Here is a 22770-nt window from a genome sequence, read left to right on the forward strand (position 1 = left end):
TAGTTTAGTCACTTGTGGTTTGAAAACTGTTTACATAAACACCTAATTTTTTATGAAATTAATAGTACAATTATCGGACTTACCCTAATTACAGGGAAGATAAAAAACTTAAGCAGCTTACAGATTATCAAGGGAATATCTCGCTATGCCTGAAAGAACATATCAAGGGGTGACAAGAGCTGTCTGTATTGGTCTGGGGGGAACAGGATTACAAACTATTATGCGTTTGCGGCGTTTGATTGTCGAGCGTTACAGGTCTTTGGACAACTTTCCGATTGTGAGATTTGTTCAGATTGATACAGATAGTGGTTCTTTAGATAATGCCGAATTGAAAGGTAGTAGTTTTCATCGTGGGGTTGATATTAGTCTTAAAGCTCAAGAGAAAGTACATATTGGCATGAGGGCAGCAGATGCTGATGCTCTACGTTACGCTTTACGAGATCCTGACGCTGACACCCCTTATAACCATATTGCCGAATGGCTACCAAAATCTGTCGTTGAAAATGCGAAAGCTATTGATAACGGTGCTAGTGGGATTCGTGCTGTTGCGAGACTAGCATTTTTTCATAACTATGCTGCAATCAAAAATAAAATTGTAGAAGCAGAAAGAGGTACCAGAAATCCTTCTCCACAACTAATCAATGATCTGAGACTGATAATAAATAATGAGATAGATATATTTATCGTGGGATCTCTCTACGGTGGAACTGGCAGTGGAACCTTTCTAGATACAGCCTATGCAGTCCAAAAACTATACCCAAATGCTCAGGTATATGGTTATTTAGCCATAGAGCCTGAAGGTGGTTTTGATCAACAAGCAAATGCTTACGCTGCATTGATGGAACTAGATTTTTATTCCAGAAATAACTCTTTCACTGCTGTCTACGACAGTAATGATCCCGAATCTTATATACATAGCAATAGACCTCCATTCAAGTACACATTTTTAGTAGGTAGAAACACTAGTAATCCTCTGTATACAATTCAGGACAGCAACAAACTTTTTAATTTGATTGCCCAGAAAATCGCTCTTGAATTTTCCAGTGAATTTGCTACACAACTAAAAGCAAATCGAATTAATTTTAAGCAGTATCTAGAACAAAATGACAATCATCCTCGTCCAAACCCTCAGTATTACCTAACATTTGGCTTGTCAGAGATTTACTGTCCCATTGATCGAATTATTGAAATCACTGCTGCTAGGGTTAGTGTATCCCTCATGCAATTCTGGCAAGCTGGTTATGGTCAAGCACCAGATATCACGAGTTTGATGCTTACTTTTTATACTAAATATGATTGGTATAGAGATATCAATCAACGCTTAGGTTTTCCAGGAAAAAAATTGGATGCTATTGCTTTGGAAGGTAATAACACGGCGAACTCAATCATGACTAACTGGGTCAGTAGCCGTCAGAGAGAAATTAATGAATGTAAAACCCCTAGTGATCTTGCATCTATTGGTTCTCAGCTAAAAAATACTTTCCGTAGTCAGTTTCGCAAGGTGCAATTTGGTGATAATGACGCTATGCGGGGAGAATGGCTCACTAAAATCTTGCGGGAAGTTGATTCTGCAATCAGAACATATATTCAAAACATTAATGATTTTTACTTGCGTCTTCTAAATCCCCATGATGAAAACTTTAGTATTGATAATACTCAGTCATGGGTATCCAGATTATTGCAAGATCTCAACGATAATCGCCGCCGCTTAGAAGGTGAACTTGGGCAACTTGGCGAAGAGAAAAATCTGGATGTTTTAGAGTCTCGCTGGCGACAAATGGATTCTGAAATTGAAGAAGAGAATCGCAAATTTAATTTTCTAGGGCTAAAAGATAAAAAAGAGCCTATTAAGACTATTTGCCGCAAATATTTAGAGGAAACCCGCAAAGCAATCGAGCATAATCGTAAGGTGTTTGTTTCCAAGCAGTCTATCAACATTACAGACGATTTAATTGCTCATTGTCAGACAATCAGTAGCAAGCTGATTATTGGCAAGAATAAAGCTACGGAAATCGAGCTTAAATATCGAGAGATAGAACTGAATAGACGAGAAATGAACCTTGATGAGTTAAATGGTGAAGCGATATTTACTAGTCAAGATATTAGTGATGCTGAAAATGCACTTATTCCACAGGTAGATCGTCTTCTAAACTATCAGCAGATTAGTGATGAGCTATGTAGAGCTTTACAGATTGATACTTCTTTAGTGGATTTATTGCAACAAGTCTCCGTGGAAGCTACTCTCCAGAAAATGGATCAAGTTTTGGAAAAAATATTCAGCAATCGAATTATTTCGTTTGGTCGTCCTGTAATCGAGGCTTTTTTAGACAAGTATCAAAGACTAGAACCTGAAGCAATTCAGAGATTTAGTCAAATCTTGTCTATGGCGGAACCCAGATTACCAATGGTTTTACAAGATCCTTACCACGATCTCAATGTGACACAAAGATCTTTTATGCTCGTTGGGTTTATGGATGAACAAACTCCAGCGTGTGAAAGGTTCAAAACTTTGCTATCACGGAATCAAGCAAATAAAGACTCTAAATATGAGGCTGGTAATGCTCGATTCCTCAACAATGAAGTTACTCTAAATGAAAAAGATCGTGTTCTTACAGTTACAGAATTTGGAGTATTCCCGCTCAGGATTCTACAGGGTATGCAAAACTACAGGTTTCACTATCAAAGAGGAATCCAGCAAAACAAGCCTTTGCATATAGACAAGCGTGTACAGTTTACGGACTTTATGCCTCCATCTTTTCAAGATATGGAAAGATTACAATTGATTTTCTTTCCATGTTTAGCAATAGGTGCTTTTGGTGACTACAGCCAGCAAAAATTACAATTCAACTACTGGAGTCCAACATCATTAAGGATGGAGGAGAGTAGCCTAGAAGGAAACTGGGATCAGTGTATGGAGACAATTCAAAATGATTCTGACTTGTTAGCTGGTTTAACGGAAGAACTAAGAGATTTTGAAGATAGGTTGGATTCTGAGACTTTAGGAGAACCTGCTACAAGAAATAGAGAAAGCACTGGCAATATGGCAAAAATTGATCAATTTCAACAATATATTGCTGGCTTACAGGATGGCTATAACAAACGCTACCAAGATAAACTGATCGGTACAGATGGGATCTTGGCAAAGTATCGAAGAAAACTTCAAATAGTTGTGGCTGATAAGTCAGCCAGTAGTCAAGCAACTATATCTGGTGCTGGCACACAAAATATCTTGGCTTCTTCCGTTTCAGATGATCCAGTTGTAAACGCAGAATTTGTTAATGATGTTGGAAATACTAACTATGAACCTTCATCAGAAGATACAAATGCACGTCAGCGTCGCCGTGAAGAAATCGAACAATGCAGAAAAGATCTTGAGGATGAAATCATAGATCAGGAAGAATATGATAGAGAAGTTGAGGCAATAAAACAAAGATACCCCGTATAAAACAGAATGGACTTTAATTCATTACTCCCATTACTAAAAATTCTGACATCTCCTGATGGACAGAAGATATTTTTCTTTTTAGTTGTTAGTTTAACTGTTGTTGTTGCTGTAATTAGAATTGTTTTAAGAAAAGACTTAGAAAATTTAATTTCACAAGTAAAAAAGCTCATTTCAGAAAGAGACTTAGCTTTAAAGCATCCTATTATCGAAGAGGTAGAAAAAAGAATCATTACTTATGAAAAAAGAGCAGATACATTTAATGCTTCAGTAATTATTGATCAAGTTTATAGCCGTGATAAATTAGGGATTGCCAGTAGAGATTCTTGGGATTTTGTGTGTCGCTCTTTCCCAAACGTTTTAATTTCTTTGGGATTGCTCGGTACATTTGTGGGCATCACCTCAAATCTAGGCAGTATTCAAGGAATTTTAAGAAATTCCACTGGCACTACGGAACAAATAACTGCCCGATTGCAAGAACCTCTAAATGGTATGGCTACCGCTTTCGGAAGTAGCCTCATTTCCTTAGTATGTGGCATAGCTTTAACGCTTGTAAACCTAATTTTTAATACAACAGTAGCAAAATATCGATTCCTGAGCTTGCTTGAAGATTACCTTAATAGTAAAGCTCCTAGCACTCCTACTGGCGCATTTTTAACTGAAATTCAAGGATCTCTTAGAAGCTTTCGACAAGAAATGGTTAGTATTTTCAAAAATGAAATTGCTCAAGCGATCGGTAATTCTTTCACTAGCCAGATTGCCCAAATCACAGAAGAAAATAAGCGATTAACGGCTAACCTTAACTCTCTTGTCACTGGCTTTAGAGATTCTGCAACACAGATATCAAGTAGTTCTGAAGCATTTAAAGACGCTGCCGAATTTCTATCTAGATCTGATTTGCCAAATAGTGTAAATAATTTCTCTAGCACTATAGAAAAAGCCACCTCAATATTTGAAGAAACATCTATCTCTATTGCCGATTCGTCAAAACAATTTCAAGAAGCAACCCAAAAACTAGACGCTCATTCAGAGAATTCTATTGAACTCTATCAGACACTCAGCGAATTAATTCAAATTACGCAAAGTAACCAAGAAAATTTATTGGATGCAATGCTACTTATTCAAAAAGAGAAGGAAGTATTAGTTAATACAGTAAACTTAATTAAAGATATTCGATTAAATCTTGAAGAATCAGCTAATGATTTTGATGCTAAATCTAAAGACTCCTTACTGGTAAAGGAGGAGTTAGTTAAACTAACAAGAAATGTTAAATTATTAACAGAAAAAACTATAGAAAAGCTGTATCAGGGTTTAGATTTTGGTGGTTTACATGAAGACAATCAGAAAATTATTGATTTGCTTCAAGAAATTAGTGTAAACCCTAACATCTTTGATAAAAATACTCAATTTAATTCATCAAATAAATCACAAGATAATTATTTAAATGAGTCTCTGATGTCCATATCAAATGATTTACAAAAGGTAACTTTAATTCTTTCAGAGAAGAAAGACTCAGATCAAGAAACTAAATATTCCAATAGTTCTAATTTGTTGCAAATAGATGGATTAAATAAAATAGAGACAAGAATATCTCAACTTTATGGACTAATCAATAATATTAATAAACAGATCACAACTACCTCTAACTATATTCAGCAAAACAACAAAGGCTCATGGTTTCAAAACCTTATAAAATCAAGAAATAAAAAATAACAAAATATATGAGACGTAGATTTGAATCTGAGGGTGATGATTTAAATATTTGGGTTGCATTCACAGATTTAATGTCCAATTCATTTTTAATAATTAACCTTTTTTTGATAACTTCATTTTTAGTTAATATTGCTAAAAGTAAATCTGGCAAAAATGAAGTTAAAGATTATGGAATTTTAATTTCAACCCTTGAAAGAAAAAATAGCGATCTTCAACAAATAAACGATGATTTACAGAAAGAAATAGATAGACTAAAATCTAGTATTCCTAAAAAGACTGACACACCACCAATTATATTTTTGCGTGATTCAGGAGCGATCCGTTTTAAATCAGGCAGTGCTGGCTTGCAAGGTCAGCAAATGCTACAAGAATTTGATAAAAAAGATGGATTAATAGATGAAATTCAAAACAATGCAAACTTATATGGAATCAACCTAGTAGAAATTATAGGACATACAGATCTTCAGCCTGTTGGTGATGTTTCCAGTAATCTTGACAAGGATTTAGCCAATATCGCCAATAACGCGGATATTGATCGAGTAACTGCCGATAGACTTGTAGCGGGATCTAATGCAGACTTAGGCTTAATGCGTGCCGTAGAAATCATGCGTATTTTGCGATATCACCAAAAAAATAATGGCAGATTAAAAGGCTTGGAATTCCGTGCATATTCTGCGGCTCAGTTAGTGCCACCTAAATTATCAAACAATGTACCGTCTAAAGATGATGACAAAAGACGTATTGAGATTCGATTCACTAGATTAGATGAAAGTAATACGATTCGCAGATAATTAAAAGTAACTTTAGTGATAAAACGTCCTAATCGCTTATCACTAAATGATGTAATAGACTTGGTTAACTATGAATCCATAAAATTTATGAGAATAAGAGAAATATCTAAGGCTTTGCGGAAAGCGCTATTGCAAGAGGGAAGTATGGATACGGCTCTCTATCAAGACAAACTATCTGGTCATGTCGAAGAATGGTATGAAGAACTCATGGCTGATGAAGGTAGTTTTGTTTTTGTAATCGCGGAAAGAGAGGAGAATATCGCGATGGTGATGATTGATAAGGACAAAAATATTCTGATGAATGAAGCGGGCCGGGAGAAACTTGCCAAGGTTTGGGCGAAAAATTATGTTAAAAACACGAAATTTTTAATTTCAGACTTAGCGGATCGGATTAATGAGTACGGGCTAGCCATTACGGGAATCACCATCAAAAAAATTCCGCAGCGTACTAAGGCGATCGGGATGGGCAAAAAAAGCCTCTAAACAAGTATTGTAAGGCGGCGAAATGCACCGCCTTACAATACTTGTTTTTTATCCATGGAAAGTGGGCTAAGCTGACCTGTGCGCTTTTGGAAATCAAGCACGCGATAGATTCCAGTTTCTTGGGTTTTACCTTTGAGGGCATATTTACCCACAAACTCTGTTTGGAAATTATTATCCAAACGCTGATAGGTCTCTTCGCTAATCAAAATGTGATGGGGTCCCCCATCAACTTCTTTGTTAAAGCTCTCCAATCTGGCGGCTATGTTGACAGTATCGCCTAAAACTGAATATTCTAAGCGCTCGGCACTGCCCAAACTACCTGCAATGACAATGCCCGAGTTTATGCCGATGCCAGTGGTTACGGGAGGTAAACCTTGGGATACCCATACATCATTCATTTCTCCTAATTTGTGAGCGATCGCCAAAGCTGCATCGACAGCGCATTGAGCATCGCGAGTTCGCTCTATCTCATTGCTGTGGGGAATTGGCACACCAAATACAGCCATTACCGCATCGCCAATATATTTATCGACCATTCCGCCATGAGCTAACACTTCATTGGCGATGGCGCCAAGGTAATTATTGAGCCAATTTAGTGTTTCTCCGGGGGCTTGGGCTTCGGCGGCGGTACTAAAATTCCGCATATCCGTGAATAAAACGGTGACATATACCTCTTGACCAGTAATTCGCCCTTCTTGCATAAACTGTTCGCGATTAGACCAAATGATATCGACCAGTTCCTTAGAAACATGGCGTGAAAATAGTCCCATCAGGACTTTACGTTCGGATTGCTGGACAGCGAGTTGGTATGCCGTGACTAATACGTTTGCCGTAATTAAACCCATGAGGGTAGGAAATAATGGTATCCAGAGGGCTTGTCCAAAGGCAAAATAGCCAATTCCTACTAGACCGCTAGATAGTACGCTCAACAGTCCGATATTTTTGATGGCATGGGGGAGGAAGGTCGCGAGACTACCACCGATGATTGTCCAAAAGACAATCCAGAGATTTTCCAGATTCGTTGACCAAACTTGAATAAATTGGCGATCGTCGAGGGTGGCGCTAATTAGTTGGCTGATGATATGGGCATGGATTTCTACTCCATACATTACTTCACCATCAATAGTTACGGGGGTTGGATAGCTATCCTTGAGACTTTCCGCCGTGACCCCGATTAAGACAATGCGATCGCGAAGTTTATCTGGGGAAACAATCCCATTGATGACATCGCTAGCTTTGATATGTTGAAATGATCTCGGTCTACCACGATAACGAATCAGCATCTGATAGCCGCTGTCATCTTCTTTACGATAAGCGCCATAGTTGTTGCTGATACGCGGAATAACTTGTGTTCCTGCGGTGAATTTTATTTCTGTAGGATTAAAATCAATTTGTTTTTTATGGATATTTTGTAAATATAAGTTAGAAATCTCTAAGCCAAAGGAACCAGAATCACCTACTAAGGTGGTTCGGCGGACGATCGCACCTTTATCAGTCAGGAGGTTAACATATCCATAGCGACTAATCTTTTCTAAATCTGGGGCTGGATCGACACCACTTCTACCTTCAACGATGGCAACAAATTTGGCATTTACGACATTGCCTGCATTTTTAATCGCTTCGACTAATTCAGTGCGTCCTTCGAGGACAGGCAGATCTAGATATTTATCAATGCCAATGACTGCGGGCTTTGATTTAGAAATCTGATTAACTAATTTGGCAAATAGGCGATCGCTAAAGGGCCATCCTAAAGATTGAATGTCGGCTTCGGATATTTCGACAATAACAATGCGTTGATCGCTGGGTTCTTGAAGTTGCGATCGCATAAGACTATCGTAGCTCCAAAGCTCAACCTGCTTAAAAGCACCATTTTCGCGGAGTACGACGACAGCTAAGGATACAGAAAAGGTAATCAATCCCGCAATTAATTGCTGGTGATTGCGTTTGCAAAAAGCGCCAAAATTAACTAAAGGGGATGGAAATTTCATTTTGATTGCCAATTGATTGCCGATCAGAAAAGAGCGCCCTGTGAGTTTTGCATCGAAAATAAAGATTTTTATTTACCAGAATAGCAACTGAATATGATTGTTAAAATAGTTCACTTTTCCTCACAACTCTCGATTACAGCCTTTTATAAAATTGAGTAGTACAGAAAGATTTTTGAAAGCGTTGCGAAGCAACGCTTTCAAAAATCTTTCTGGGTTTTAAGAACGCGCCAAGCGCTGTAATGAACAGCTATTACTATTTGTTTTAATCATGAGGGGCAGTAGATGTATTCTTCAGATTTTATTTAATCTAAAGAATACATCTACTGCCATCTTTCCTTGCATCCGCGAAATAGCCGTATTTTGACATCAATTACCTATAAAAAAAGAGCAACTGCTGAGCAGTTACTCTTTTTTATGGGTCTATGCACATTCAAAAAGTCTCTAGGTTAAAGAGATAGCTCACGCTTAGCGTGAGCTATCTCTTTTTGATTATTTCCAGTTCTTCGCAACAACTTCAGCTAAGTCAACAACACGTTGGCTGTAGCCCCATTCGTTGTCATACCAAGCAATAACCTTTACCAAATTGCCGCCCATAACCATTGTCAAGGAAGCATCAACAATAGAAGATGCGTCAGTACCACGATAATCAATCGATACAAGAGGTAGTTCGTTGTAATCGAGAATGCCCTTCATCGATCCTTCAGATGCAACACGGAAAGCCTCATTAACTTCCTGAGCGATCGTGTGCTTTTCGACTTCTACCACAAAGTCAACAACCGATACGTTAGGAGTGGGGACGCGCAAAGCGATACCGTTAAGCTTGCCAGCGAGTTCTGGCAATACTAGGGCTACAGCCTTAGCTGCACCAGTAGAGGTCGGCACAATGCTTAAAGCGGCGGCTCTAGCACGACGCAAATCACGGTGGCTAGCATCGAGCAAGCGTTGGTCACCAGTGTAACTGTGGGTGGTGGTCATTACACCCTTAACGATGCCAAAGTTTTCTTGGATGACCTTGGCAACAGGAGCTAAACAGTTGGTGGTACAGCTAGCATTACTGATGATGTTGTGGATGTCATGGTCGTATTTATGTTCGTTTACACCAACCACAAAAGTACCATCTTCGTTTTTGCCAGGGGCTGTAATTAAGACTTTCTTTGCGCCTGCGTTGATATGTCTGCTAGCGCCTACTTTGTCAATAAATACGCCCGTCGATTCGATGATCAGATCGATGCCCCAGTCTTTCCAAGGCAAGTTGTCTGGATTGCGATCGGAAACGGTTTTAATTCTACGACCGTTAACTGTGATCGTATCGTCATCAGCACTTACGTCTGCATCGAATTTGCCAAGCATGGAGTCGTACTTTAGCAAGTGAGCGTTGGTTCTAGGATCGGATGTATCGTTAAGTCCAACTACTTCTATGTTTGTCTCTGTGCGACCAGCCCAGCATCTGAGAAAGTTACGCCCGATACGCCCAAATCCATTAATCGCTACCCTGATAGTCACTGCTTATCGCCCTTTATATAAATTTAACTTTTAACTTTAATCTGATGCCTATGATACCGAAAAACCGTACCCAATTTATTTCCTCTTGCAGCAATTTTTTAACAAGGGCTTAAGGTGTTCATTTAGCTTTCTGATGGCGGTTTCGATCCTAATAAATAGAGATGCGGCGCATAGAAATTAAATGATTTTTATATGATTTATCAAGAACTTTCCCAATGACGAGATCTTCAGTATCGAGGAGCCTAGCGATCGCTAGATCATCTAGCTCAGTTCTGCCTAATAGTTTATGTTCCTAGCGAAGCTTCGGCTTCTACGCTTATTCACGAAAGAACGGCGAAACTTTAATCGCGATCGCTACTTCAGCAAAGCGATCGCCCTAATAGTTTCTACAAAAGGCGATCGCCCATGATTTACAAATTGCTTTCACACTCTTGAAAAACTGAATGCAATGCTCCTAAAGTCCTAGCTTCGTCATCAGCAGTATACATTCCTGTTTCATAGACTTCTCCTGCGATCGCCAGTTTATAAAATATCCATCCCTGTCCATTAGTAACAATTCCCAACACATCAATATCTTTATTAGCTTGCCGATTTTCCTATTGACAGGCTTGCATTTCTACTAGGCACTGAGCTAAACCTTGTTCAAAGTCGTCCCGTTGAGCTTCAACAATACAGAGAAAGGGAGTATCTAAATAGTCTTGTCTAGCTGCAATTAAATAATCAGCATTACCAACTATCACTTTCTATCTTTCCTCCTTTCCATATTTTCAACTTGTCGCTGCTATCCATTGCTTCTTCGCAAAAGGCATCAATTAGAAGCTTTTTGGATTCTTCGTAAATTCGTAGATCGAAGTTGCGATGCAAGCGTTCTAATCTTTCGATAAAAAATTCACTAGGGGCGATCGCTATGTCTGGCAAGTCCCAATGGGTTAAGGTTTTGATTCCTAGCTGTTTATAAGCAGAGGCAAGATCGAAGCTAGAGGAGCTTTTTTTTTAGATTTTGGTAATTTTGTCTGTCTCATAGGATTATTTGAAGAGGAGAAAAACTAGCCCTCATAGTGTTGAGGTAAAGTTTAGCATTGAGAACAAAGCGATCGCCTTTTGTCATCATCAAGCGCGATCGCATAATATTCTCTAGTATTCACGAACTATAAACACTGGTTTACTAGACTTGGGCTGATTTTGCTTTTGAATGCGAATTAGGCGATCGCTAAGTTCTGTTGTCTGGGATTGCAAAAAATCATTGATAAATTTGGCTTGTCCCTGATAGTCGCGATCGTCTTTACAAATAATGATGCCACTATGATTCATGCCGCTACGATGTAAGTCGATAAAATCATCACGATTAAAAGTTATTAGAATTCGGTTTTGGTTTATGGCAAATCTTAGAACTTCAGGATCGGGAATCCCTAGATTTGCTTGTCCTGCATCGTAGGAGGTGAGTACATCATGACCGTAATCACGCAGGATTTGCACAATATCGATCGCAAAGTTTTCGTTGGAATAGAGTCTAGCCAATGATCGCTTCCTCTTGCTCGTATTGATGAGAGGCGATCGCGCGATCAATTTCTTCTTGATGTGCAGTGTAATAGAATCGGGCGTTGCTCAAGTCATCTGTTGTCAATGATAGGAAGTTTCGTAAAAGCTCTGGGGTATCGGCTCCTTGTTTTTGGAGTGAGATGATTGTCCAAACGGGGATGCGGGTATTACGAATTCTTGCATGACCTCCACATACGCCAATGGTTTTCTGGATTGTGCGAGATTTTAGCTTTTCTTGCAATAGGGCATATTCATCTGGTGCAAGAGATTCGATTACTTGGGCTAAGGATTCTACTAATTTTGTGTTCATAATGTGATAAATTTCGACACTCAATTTCTATTTACTTTTTTTGCGGTTATATCCTTTCACCTGTGTACCATCTTTCTTTTGGTAGTCCTTAACATAAGTTCCATCATTAGAGCTTGAATAACTGCGCCCATCACCACTAAAAAGCTCATCCCAAAAACCTTTCTCAGCTTTTTTCTTAGACTCTTCTGCTTTCTTCTTTTGCTCTTGTCTTGCCTCTTCCTGCTCTCTGGCTAGACGCTCCCTTACTGCCTGTTCTTTCCTCTCTTGATAAACTTTTTCTTTGCGCTCTCTTTCTTCTTGATCTATCAGCTTTTGTCTAGCTTCTTCTTGCTCACGCCCTGAACGTTCACGTGCTACTTGCTCTTTTCTTTCCTTTTCTCTTTGCTCACGTTGAGTTTGTTCTTTTTGAAGACGTTCTTCTCGTATTTTTTGAATCTCTAAAGACACACCTCTCATTCTAATTCTTTCTTTTGAACGTTCTTCTTTTCTCCTACTTGCGTACTCTTGACCACATTTCTTTAAATATTTTCTGAGATCGTCTCCACTAATCTGAAGATCCGAAAATGAAATAGTTAAAGATTCTTGCTCAAAACGAAATGATTCTGGTTCAACTACTGATTTAATAGGAGAAGATTCAATTATTGGTTTAACAAGTGATCCTTCCTGTTGATAATTCTGAGCCTTATTAAGTGAAAACAACATGGACATACTAGATGCCATAACATTTACATTTCTATCCCAACCACTACTTACTAACACCTGATCATCAGAGGTAAAAACAAGACTACTAACTCCTGAAGAATGTAGCTTGTAATCAAAAATCAATTCTTTGGAGGATAGATCCCATATTTTTATATTTCCTCCATCATCACCACTAGCCATTATCTGATTATTTTTACCAAAGACAAGAGAACGAACGCTACTAAGGTGTCCATAAATTGTAACTTCTGGCATTCCAGACTCAATATTCCAAAGAATGATATCGCCATCGTCTGAACCAGCCACAACAATTTTATCATTGCAATCAACACAACGAATATCTGAGGAATGTCCATACAGCGTAAACATTTCTTGATAGCTGGTAGCACTCCAAATCTTGGCAGTTCTATCACAACTACCACTAACAATCCATTTCTGATTTGGTGATACAGATAGTGATTGAATATAGCTTGAATGACCTTTCAATACTGCCACTTCTTGAAAATTTTGTAAATTGTGAATTTTGATTGTTAGATCATCACTACCACTAACTAGCAAGTTTTTAGATTTTAGTGTAGCAAGCGTAGTTACTGAATTGGTATGACTACGGATTTCACCTATCTGTTTCTTATCAAATCTATCCCATAATAAAATTCTACTATCATCACTGCCAGATACTAAGGTCTTGCCATCTGGTGTAAAAACAAGGGAGCGAATAGATCCTGTATGCCCTTTTAAGGTTGAAACTATCTTGTTGCGGGTAATATCAATTATTTTTATCCCATGATCATCACCCGCACTTGCAAGATCTAAACTTTGCGAATTGACTGCAAGTGTGCGAACTCCTCCCCAACTAGAATCTGAGTTAATTGTACGAGCAAGCCACCACTGATTACTCACTTTTTTTGCCTAAAAATTATCGTAAAATCAAAACAATATTAGCACGATAAAATTTTAGGTAAAGCGCTATAACTTTCTTTCATTACAAAAAATAGACTGATGATGAGAATCGTAAATCTTATCCCAAACATTCTCTAGAAGCTGATTCGCTTTTCTAATCAACTCCAACTTCTCCTTACAGCTTAAGTTCTTTTTCCCAGAAAGATTTTTAACACCAGTAGATTTCTTACTAGTACTACTTGTTTTTTCTTGACTAACTTTTTTAGCTACAGCCATATTAGTACTCAGCCTCAAAATCAACATTATTAAGATTATAGACTATAAATTCATTGAGAAAAATATGGCTGAAACAGTTGTTTTACAAATGCTAGAAGCATTTAATCAACGCCTAGCGATCGCCTTTTCTTTCCCCTAATACTGATTCTCAAAATACTTAACACTACTCATTCCGTTCACATCACAAAAAAAGAGAGATGGCAAAGCCATCTCTCTTTTTTTAAGCTAAAAGCTAAAAGTTAGACTCCAGTAGGAACCTTGGATTTAACAGGAGCGAAACTAGGCACAACAATGGACTTGTCTTGCTTAGTCAAGCGGTTGTATAGCTCTTGAGTATTGGGATAGTTAGCTGCGGGGAAGGTTTCGTAGCGATTGTAAGGTACAACATCTTCACCGAAAGCATCGAGATATTCGCGGCAGTTGACCATATCCGTAACCATCGCCTTGAGACCACTGGTAGCCAAAATCTGATTGTATTTACGGATTTCAGCTTGATCGAGGGGAGCGCGTCCGAGGAAGTGCTTGGTTCCCAATTCGATAACCTTGGTGTTAGGGAAGGGAGCGTAGAATTCCTTGATGTATAGCTCGGATGTACCGATCGCCAAGATGAATTCCTTAACCGTGATTTCTTCGTTAACCAACTTGGAAGCATATTGGCTGAACTGAGAACCAGCAACATAAGCATCCATATCACGCTCGAATACTTGACGGTATGCGGCGCGTACTAAAGTGGCAGTTTCCACAGGATCAGTAGTGGTGAGCTTGAAGATCTTGCGTTGTTCGCGCTTCTTATCAACACCTTGGTTGATGCGATCAGCGATCGATACTTCAGAGCGAACTTCCGTGACTTGACCAAGTTCGACGAACTTCGGAGTAGGCTCAACTACAACCTTAGTACCGCGATCTTCACTCAAGTTACCGACACGATTCTGACGGAGAGATACACCTGCGGCAGTCAGATAACGCTCATAGGGAACGGTATCTTCACCAAAGGCTTGTTCGTATTCCTTCGTACCAATAATTGCGTCAACCACTGCATAGAAACCTTTCTTCGATGCAATATCAAAGTAAGCATTCATTTCAGGACGACCGTAGGTAGGACGACCCAAGAGGCGACGGTGAGTATATTCGATCGCCTTACAGACATAGAGCTTAGTCCAATAGCGATCGCGGAAAGTAGGGGACTTAGCCAAGAGACGGACAAACTCACGAACGGAGATTTGACCACTTTCCAACTTGATTTCCGCAACCGATAGGCGCTGACCAGAGAAAGGAATGTAGCCAATAACTTGGAGGTAAATAGCACGAATAACTGCCTGAGTGGCGGTTTCGGAGTTATTAGTACTCAACCCCTTCACCAAAGAAGTTTTACCACCCTTACCAATCTTGACGCTATCGCGTTGGGTTTGGTCGAGTTTAAACACCTTCGGACTCATAGGATCGATCGCCCCAGTCGCCGCAGGATTACCAAGTTGGTTAGTAATACCAGCACCATTGCGAATCAAGATCCGACGAGTATCCTTACCAAAAGGAGCAGGAGATGCGCTGGGGTTGCGGGTTTCTTTAGGGAAAATCGCGCCAAATTGAATTTCTAGCGGATCGTGACCAGCACCGTAAACATGCTGTTCGGGCAAGGGGTGCTGATAGGAAGCAAACAAGGTAATGAACTGAGGAACCTTGCGGAAAGGAGCAGAGTAGTTAAACAGGTCAAACTGTGCGCCCCAGTTACGTGCTGTTTGCGCTTCTTGACCATAACCACGCTGATAAGGCACGGTTTCTTCGCCAAAATAGTCGTTGTATTCGCGAGAATCGATCAAAGCGTCCACTAGGGCTTTGAGACCACCCTTAGAGACGATCGCAAAGTATTTGGCAACTTCTTCGCGGCTTTCAGGAGATCTGCCGAGGAAATGCTTAAAGGCTAACTCAACGGCGCGAGAGTTAATGAAGGGTAGGAAGAACTGATCGCGGTAGAGAGGGGATTTACCTAAGCGACGAATGTATTCCTTAGTCGAGATTTCGCCATTTTTTACCTTAGAGTCTAAATCGGAGACGCTTTGGCTATAGGCGCGAGTAATGTCGCGTTCAAATACTTGACGATAGGCTGCCTTAACTACCTCATTCTTTTCCAGAGCCGATAGCCCAGGCTTCATCACAAACTTTTGACGACGCTCAGCAGTGTTGTAGTAAATCTGAGGCAAAGCAAGCCCTTGAAGATCAGGGGAATTGCGTTGACGGACTTTAGGCGATGGAGTAGCTGCTTTAAACTCAGCGATCGCTACATCCATGTATTGTTTGATAATTTCGATCGCCGCAGGATCACTCAGGAAATAACCTGCTGCTGCTTGCTTCATGGTTTGTAGAGCCACGATGGTCGCTTCGGTAGAGCAAGCGGCTTCGATGATTTCCCGCAAGCCACGCACGTTTTGAGCAAGGATATTTGGATCACCCGCCACGATCGCATAGGTGGCATAGCGCAAGAACCAAGACAAGTCCCGCAAGGACTTCTTCATGCGGTCTGCGCCATAACGCGAAATGTTAATGGGGCGGAAGTTAGCAGGTACGGGGTCAACAACTCCTGTAATGCCAGCATTACTGAAGAAATTCTTGATTGCGCCTAAAAATCCACCTTCACTAGCCTCGCTGTAAGTGGTAGTGCCAAGTTCCATACCGCGCTTGACATCAACTATGAATCCAGCGCGATCGATTTCTTGATCCAGTTTATCTTTGGGCTTTTCCAAAAACGCCATTGCTGAACCACCCGTAAAAATACGGCTAGCTGCCTTGGATACGATATTGTCCGAGTTTTTAGTCAAAACTGCGGCAATTTCAAGGCGCTTTAGTCCCGACTGAAAATATGTAGATAAATCTTCTAATTCGCTACGAGTCGCAAAGCGATCCTGTTGCTCTATCTGGGAAATTGTGGAAGTTATAGCGGTCTGGTATAGACGAGGGCGGGCATTTACTGCACCACTTGACGCTGTTACGCTCATGTGTCTGCCTTGTGATCTTTAAAGGGTATGTAAAAAGTCGAAATAATAACTACCCAGTATAGGGTTTTCCAACTTAAATATCTAACTCTATCTCATCAGAAAATGCTGCATTTACAGGTAATTCAAGCAAAAACTAACGATAAGTTTTGTAAAGCAAGTGCTTATAATGTATAAATCAAAATTTAAGAAACCAGATAGCCGATCTTACTGGTGTTAACTATATGGTCGCAACTATTGCTAAGCCGATTTCCTTAGAGGAGTTTCTGCGATCGCCAGAGACTAAGCCTGCAAGTGAGTATATCGATCGTCAAATCACCCAAAAACCTATACCCAAAGGACGACATAGTAGACTGCAAGGAAAACTTTGCCAAGAAATCAATCAAATTTCTGAACCGCAAAAAATTGCCTACGCTTTTCCAGAGCTAAGATGTACTTCTGCCGATCGCTCAATCGTTCCAGATATTGCAGTTTTCCAGTGGCAGAATATTCCGTTCCTAGAAAATGGAGAAGTCCCCGATCAGTTTAATCTTGCGCCAGATTGGATTATTGAGATTCTTACCCCTGAGCAAAACCCAAATAAAGTCATTGGCAAAATTTTGCTTAGCCTCCAACATGGTAGTCAACTAGGTTGGTTTCTCGATCCTAGCGATCGCAGTATTCTCTCATTTCTCCCTAATCAACAACCAATCTTAATGACAAATAGCGATCGCCTCATCACGCTAGAGACTATTAACTTAGAGCTAACGGTCGAGAATGTGTTTAGTTGGCTAAAAATGGGTGGATAAAGCAAAAAAGATGGGTCGCTAAGCGACCCATCTTTTTTGCTTTGCTTTATTTAGACGTAGTCAAGACTTTGATCGGGGAGGTGGTAGTTGTGGACAAATCAGTTAAGGCGGGAGGTGCTTTGGTGGGCTTAGTTTCAGACTTTGCGTCTGTTTTAGCTGGAGCGGTTTTAGCTACTTCAGGAGCTTTTACTTCAGGCTTTTCTGAAGGCTTCACATCGGCGGGGTTGCCCTTAACTGATGTAATTTCTTCCTTTTTCGGTGAGAAAATCTTACGTGGATCAAAGCTGAAGTTTTTTAGATAATCCTCCGCTTTATTGATTTCGGTTTTTGATTCCGTCTTTAGTAATAATTTTTCAGGAGCATTATCTTTAGGCGTTTCGACCTTCACTGGTGATTCTTCCTTAGCTTTCGGGGGGACGATCGCAGCAGGAGTTGCAGGCTTAGCGATCACCTTGGGAATCTCAGGGACTGAATTAAATCGGCTCTGGATTTTAGTAGGTGCTGCCTTGGTTGGTTCTACGATTGGTGTAGTTTTGACAGGAATGGGGCTTACTTTAAGGGGAGTAGCCTTTGGTGCTGTTACAACGGGGGCAACTTTGATCGGTGCAGCTAGGGGATTGGACTTAATCTTGACTGGCTCAATTGGCTCAGACTTGACTGGCTCAGACTTTACTGGCTCAACCTTAATAGGCACTATAGGGGCAACCTTAACAGGCTCAGCTTTAGGGATTACCTTAATAGGGGTAACTTTAACGGGAGCAACAACTGGCGCAACTGGCACTGGAACCACAGGAATTACAGAAGTGGGCGCAGATTCTACCTTGTCGGACTTTTCAACTTTTGGGGTTGCTTTAGGCTCGGACTTAATCTCCGTCTTAACCTCAGCCGCAGGTTTAGCATCTTTTGCTTCCTTAGCCTCAGCAGTAGGAACGGTAGGCGCTACGACTTGGCTCGATTCAGTCGAAGCTGGTGCTGATTTTGCGTCAGGGCTAGGAATTGCTTCTGGAGGCGCAGGAATTACTTCGGGGGCTGGTGGTACATAGTTAGGATCGGCGATCGCGTCAATATTGGCGATCTTTTCACCTCGCACTATACGGGAGAGGGTATCGCTACCGTTGGGCTGAAAATCGATCAAATGTGCGGAACTGTTAAATGCATTGGGAATCGGATCGCCATCATCCTCTAATAATTCGAGTTTGACCCAGTTTTTGCCATTCTTAAAGCCCTTCAGGTAAATTGGCTCCCAACGATCAAAGGTAAAGCTTTGTCCATTAACGGTTGCGCGTACTTGCCAATCTTCAACATTAGGCTCATCCTGCACCAAGGAATGTACAGGAGCATTTTGGATATAAAAATCGAGCATGACTGGCTCAGCACCATAGACTCCCACAGGACGGCTATAGGTAATAGCGGGAGTTTTCGTGTCAGGGGTATTTTCGCCAGTCTTAGTTAATACATGGAAAGTGACTTGAGCGTAAGCACCCTTATTTTTAAAGCTTTCATGCCAAGGACGCGACGCAAAGGCGCGGATGGTGTGAGTCCCTGCACTTAAGCGATCAAAGGTTACAGGTTGACCGAGATCGTAAAGGGCTTTGTATTCTTGATTGTCCAGAGTGATATGGATATGGGGACCCAGACCAAATTCCGCATTTTTGAAAATGGGTAGATTCTTAACGTCAAATTTCACACTCACTTGGGTGTCGTTAAGGATTTCTTCGGGCTTAGGGCTAACGATGTTGACCTGTGGGTTGTAGCGCTCCATCAGGCGGCTCAAGCGTTGGATTTCGTCAGGCGGAGAAACTTCTTTAACTTTAGTAACTTCTACCTGATTGACAGCAGATTTGCTCGCGGTTTGTTTTTTGTCACCACCACCGCAGGCTGTCAGGTAAAAGCACAAAGCGATCGCCATCAACAAACTGGCTAACTTTTTCCAAGGGATGGTGCGCCAAGAGGGAACTCTCGAAGTCTTTGGCTTTTCTTCGGGTTGGTTAGAGTTTGCGATCGCGCTCATAAAAACTATGCTCAACTCAGAATTACACAGGCAAATATACCGAAAAATGACCGCTTTGCTTATAAAGAAACTTCATGATTTATAAAGCAATTTCCGAAAAACCGATCTAGACAGCTTTTCCGGAAATTGCTTTATGCTAAAAATTAGGATTTTTTATAGCTGTTGCCCTCCTTGTGAGGACACAAAACCAGAAGAACAATTGCGGCGCGAAGCGCTGCAATTCGCTTCTTGGGTTTTGATTTGTCTGAATGCAAGTGACCATAGATATATGATCTTTACTTAGTTATTTTGAGTATTTTGAGTCCATGCAAGTACGCCGCCAATCTCCAATCTCTAGCACCAAAGGCTACCCGATCGCTGCTCTTAAGGATGCGCCCCAAAATATTTTAGAAAAAATTGTCTGGCATAAAGAGCGTGAAGTGGCTCAGATGTATGCCAATTTGGGTGTAGAAGTTGTGCAAGCCAAGGCTTTGCAATCACCGCCCGCCCGCGACTTTTATGGCAGCCTACAAAATTCATTAATTAAGCCAGCGCTCATCGCCGAAGTCAAAAAGGCTTCGCCCAGCAAAGGGATTTTTCGAGAAGATTTCGATCCACAGGCGATCGCTAAAGCCTACGAGCAAGGCGGCGCAAGTTGTCTCTCCGTATTAACCGACTCCGAGTTTTTTCAAGGCGGCTTTGCCAATTTGCAACTGGTGCATCAAGTTGTTGACTTACCTTTACTTTGCAAAGAATTTATCATCGATCCCTATCAAATCTATTGGGGGCGATCGCATGGTGCGGATGCCGTGTTATTAATTGCCGCAATTCTCACCGATGCCGAGTTATCCGAATTTCAAGCTTTAATTCATCATTTAGGGATGACAGCCCTCGTCGAAGTCCACACCCAAGCAGAACTGGATCGTGTTTTACAAATTCCTGATACCCGTTTAATTGGCATCAATAACCGCAATTTAGAAACTTTTGTCGTCGATTTAGCCCAAACTAAAGTTTTGCTAGATGGCTTAGATGCTTCTGTTAAAAATAAATATCTCTGGGTAAGTGAATCGGGAATTTACACCCGTCAAGATTTAGATTTTGTCCAAGATTGTGGCGCAGGTGTTGTATTAGTGGGCGAATCTTTAATCAAGCACAAAGATATTAAAGAAGCAGTTAATAGTTTGCTATGGAAATCTTAAATATCTTATATAAAGCCATTAAATTCATGAAGCAATTAACTAAATATAAGCAATTTAGTTTGTTTAGCCAAATTACCATACCAGCAATAACTCAGTACAGAGCGATTGACTTGTTTGCTGGTATTGGTGGAATACGATTAGGTTTTCAACAGGCATTTGGAAGCCAAATAGAATTTGTTTTTGCCTCTGAAATTGATAAATATGCTCGAATAACTTATGAAAGTAATTTTGGCGAAATCCCTCATGGTGACATTACTAAAATTGATCCTCAAGACATACCAGCATTTGATATTTTACTTGCTGGTTTTCCTTGTCAACCATTTTCTCATGCGGGATTAAAAAAAGGTTTTGATGACACAAGAGGTACTTTATTCTTTGATATTGCAAAAATTGTAGAATTCCATCTTCCAAAAGTTGTGTTTCTGGAAAATGTCAAAGGGTTTAAAAATCATGACAATGGTAATACATTTTCTGTTGTTAAAAGGACTCTTATTAACTTAGGATATAAAGTGTTTGCTGAAGTATTAAATGCTAAAGATTTCGGAGTACCTCAAAACAGAGAAAGAATTTATATAGTTGCATTTTTAGATAATGACAATTTTACATTCCCAATCCCACCAAAACAAAAAGTTAAGCTAGGAGATATTTTAGAAAAAGATATAGATAAGAAATATACTATATCTGACAAATTATGGGCAGGACATCAACGTCGTAAGCTTGAACATATCAACAAAGGTAATGGATTCGGATATTCCTTGTTTGATAAAAATTCAAAATATACAAGTACTATATCAGCAAGATATTATAAAGACGGTTCGGAAATTCTAATAGCTCAAAAAAATATTAACCCAAGAAAGATTACTCCAAGAGAAGCTGCTAGATTACAGGGATTTCCTGAAGAGTTCTCTCTCGTAGTAAGTGATACCCAAGCCTATAGACAATTTGGTAATAGTGTAGCAGTTCCTGTGGTCAAATCTGTCGCTGATTGTGTTTATAACTCATTGTTAAAAGTAAAAATTAATGACAATCAATAAAATAGAAATAGACAATACTAAATTTGATATTAATTTGAAATTTTACTTTTTTCTAAAACATTTAGTTAAATCCAAATTAACTGATGGTCAAATCGCTAGAACTTTAGAAACATGCAATAATTCAAGCTTGTATAACTGGCGAGTAATTGTTAATAGACTGGAGCATCTTATAGCTACATTTTCTGGTCAAAAGAAGCAAGATGATTACTTAACAGTCATTGAACAAATACAAAGTGATGAAGATTTGTCCTTATTCATTTTTAGTGTAAATCTTTATGCAATTAAAGACTTACTTCTTGCTGAAGCAAAACTAAAAAAAATAATTCTCGGTAGACGTTTAGCCTCTTTGCATCCATTATCTTTAGAATATGACAGATTATCTCTTTTGAAGCCATACTCGACTAGGGTAAATGGAGCTTTGCTATCACTAATATTTTTTGAAAAACTTGAAAATGGAATATCAAATTTCATGTCTTATGAGGTAGAACATCATTTAAAATCCCTATCAGATGATGCTATTACACTAAGACAAAAAGGAGTTGAACCGAATCAAATCTTTGCGCTCATATTTAATGAAAGTGTTAATCAATCAATTACTTCTGAATCAGGAGCAAATTACGAGGAAAGAATACTTACAGTTTTAACTAACGATATAGGAATTGACAAAAAAAGTATAACTAAAATTCATGACAATAAAGATGCAAGTACGGAATATGATTTCTTTTTTAGACTTGAAGACAATAGGACTTATGGCATAAGTGCTAAGAAGACATTAAGAGAAAGATATAAGCAGTTTATAAAAACTGCTCTTACTAGTGATATAGATGTAATGATAACAATCACAATAGGGCTTGATTTAAGTCCTAATAAAGCCGAAACAATACGCTCTCACGGTGTATATGTATTTATTGCAGATGAAGTATATGATGATCGTCAAGATCTTATAAATTTGGAGGGAATCTTTCCTGTTAGAGCATTAATCAAAGACACTCTTTTAAGTTTATAAAAATATTGATCTATAACCAGAAAGGATAAAAGGAATGATAACTACGTTAGCTATTACTAAATATGTTAATAGTTTGCTAGAAGTGGAAACTAAGTCTTTGACACAGCAAGCTATTAGCGATC

Annotated in this window: 18 protein-coding genes; 8 read left to right on the top strand and 10 right to left on the bottom strand. The window is 39.6% G+C overall.

Going from position 1 to position 22770, the window contains the following annotated elements:
- Positions 1–145: 145 nt before the first annotated feature.
- From H6F42_RS01925 to H6F42_RS01940, 4 genes are all read left to right on the top strand, one after another.
- On the top strand, positions 146–3445 hold the full coding sequence (locus tag H6F42_RS01925) for a tubulin-like doman-containing protein (protein WP_190397658.1): 3300 nt from the start codon (positions 146–148) through the stop codon (positions 3443–3445).
- A gap of 6 nt (positions 3446–3451) precedes the next feature.
- Positions 3452–5155, top strand: coding sequence for a hypothetical protein (locus H6F42_RS01930; RefSeq protein WP_190397659.1), 1704 nt, complete (start codon positions 3452–3454; stop codon positions 5153–5155).
- 8 nt (positions 5156–5163) lie between these two features.
- Positions 5164–5946 carry a flagellar motor protein gene (locus H6F42_RS01935; RefSeq protein ID WP_190397660.1) on the top strand — a complete coding sequence of 261 codons (783 nt, stop codon included), beginning with the start codon at positions 5164–5166 and terminating at the stop codon, positions 5944–5946.
- Between the two features lie 87 nt (positions 5947–6033).
- On the top strand, positions 6034–6429 hold the full coding sequence (locus H6F42_RS01940; RefSeq protein WP_190397661.1) for a hypothetical protein: 396 nt from the start codon (positions 6034–6036) through the stop codon (positions 6427–6429).
- Positions 6430–6461: 32 nt separating this feature from the next.
- Here the strand turns inward: H6F42_RS01940 and H6F42_RS01945 are convergent, their stop codons facing one another.
- The 9 genes from H6F42_RS01945 to H6F42_RS01980 form a co-directional block, all read right to left on the bottom strand.
- Positions 6462–8417, bottom strand: a complete 1956-nt coding sequence (locus H6F42_RS01945; RefSeq protein ID WP_190397662.1) for an adenylate/guanylate cyclase domain-containing protein — start codon at positions 8415–8417, stop codon at positions 6462–6464.
- Positions 8418–8906: 489 nt separating this feature from the next.
- Positions 8907–9920: a type I glyceraldehyde-3-phosphate dehydrogenase gene (locus H6F42_RS01950; protein WP_190397663.1), complete on the bottom strand. Its 1014-nt coding sequence runs from the start codon at positions 9918–9920 to the stop codon at positions 8907–8909.
- 410 nt (positions 9921–10330) lie between these two features.
- Entirely contained in the window at positions 10331–10486 is a 156-nt protein-coding gene (locus H6F42_RS21540) for a hypothetical protein (RefSeq protein WP_199288862.1), read from the bottom strand.
- A gap of 30 nt (positions 10487–10516) precedes the next feature.
- Positions 10517–10660 (bottom strand): hypothetical protein, encoded by a 144-nt coding sequence (locus H6F42_RS21545; RefSeq protein ID WP_199288863.1) that lies wholly within the window; start codon positions 10658–10660, stop codon positions 10517–10519.
- Positions 10661–11054: 394 nt separating this feature from the next.
- Entirely contained in the window at positions 11055–11438 is a 384-nt protein-coding gene (locus tag H6F42_RS01960) for a DUF5615 family PIN-like protein (protein WP_190397664.1), read from the bottom strand.
- On the bottom strand, positions 11431–11769 hold the full coding sequence (locus H6F42_RS01965; RefSeq protein ID WP_190397665.1) for a DUF433 domain-containing protein: 339 nt from the start codon (positions 11767–11769) through the stop codon (positions 11431–11433). Before H6F42_RS01965 ends, H6F42_RS01960 begins: the two co-directional genes overlap by 8 nt.
- Positions 11770–11796: 27 nt before the next feature.
- On the bottom strand, positions 11797–13368 hold the full coding sequence (locus H6F42_RS01970) for a WD40 repeat domain-containing protein (protein ID WP_190397666.1): 1572 nt from the start codon (positions 13366–13368) through the stop codon (positions 11797–11799).
- Positions 13369–13434: 66 nt separating this feature from the next.
- Positions 13435–13644, bottom strand: a complete 210-nt coding sequence (locus H6F42_RS01975) for a hypothetical protein (protein WP_190397667.1) — start codon at positions 13642–13644, stop codon at positions 13435–13437.
- A gap of 239 nt (positions 13645–13883) precedes the next feature.
- Entirely contained in the window at positions 13884–16634 is a 2751-nt protein-coding gene (locus tag H6F42_RS01980; protein ID WP_190397668.1) for a phycobilisome rod-core linker polypeptide, read from the bottom strand.
- Positions 16635–16855: 221 nt separating this feature from the next.
- Between H6F42_RS01980 and H6F42_RS01985 the strand changes: the two genes are divergently transcribed.
- Entirely contained in the window at positions 16856–17419 is a 564-nt protein-coding gene (locus H6F42_RS01985; protein ID WP_190397669.1) for a Uma2 family endonuclease, read from the top strand.
- Positions 17420–17465: 46 nt separating this feature from the next.
- On the opposite strand, the gene H6F42_RS01990 is transcribed toward H6F42_RS01985, so the two are convergent.
- The gene (locus H6F42_RS01990; RefSeq protein ID WP_190397670.1) at positions 17466–19430 is read right to left on the bottom strand and encodes a hypothetical protein; all 1965 of its coding nucleotides are present in this window, start codon (positions 19428–19430) and stop codon (positions 17466–17468) included.
- A gap of 305 nt (positions 19431–19735) precedes the next feature.
- On the opposite strand from H6F42_RS01990, the gene trpC reads away from it, so the two are divergent.
- From trpC to H6F42_RS02005, 3 genes are read left to right on the top strand one after another with little or no spacing between them, the layout of a single operon-like run.
- Positions 19736–20608: an indole-3-glycerol phosphate synthase TrpC gene (trpC, locus tag H6F42_RS01995; protein ID WP_190397671.1), complete on the top strand. Its 873-nt coding sequence runs from the start codon at positions 19736–19738 to the stop codon at positions 20606–20608.
- Positions 20596–21642 (top strand): DNA cytosine methyltransferase, encoded by a 1047-nt coding sequence (locus H6F42_RS02000; protein WP_242018291.1) that lies wholly within the window; start codon positions 20596–20598, stop codon positions 21640–21642. Before trpC ends, H6F42_RS02000 begins: the two co-directional genes overlap by 13 nt.
- Positions 21629–22648, top strand: a complete 1020-nt coding sequence (locus tag H6F42_RS02005) for a hypothetical protein (protein WP_190397672.1) — start codon at positions 21629–21631, stop codon at positions 22646–22648. The genes H6F42_RS02000 and H6F42_RS02005 overlap by 14 nt, the downstream gene beginning before the upstream one ends.
- Positions 22649–22770: the final 122 nt, after the last annotated feature.

It is taken from the genome of Pseudanabaena sp. FACHB-1998 (assembly GCF_014696355.1).
In the GTDB taxonomy this organism is placed as follows: Bacteria; Cyanobacteriota; Cyanobacteriia; order Pseudanabaenales; family Pseudanabaenaceae; genus Pseudanabaena.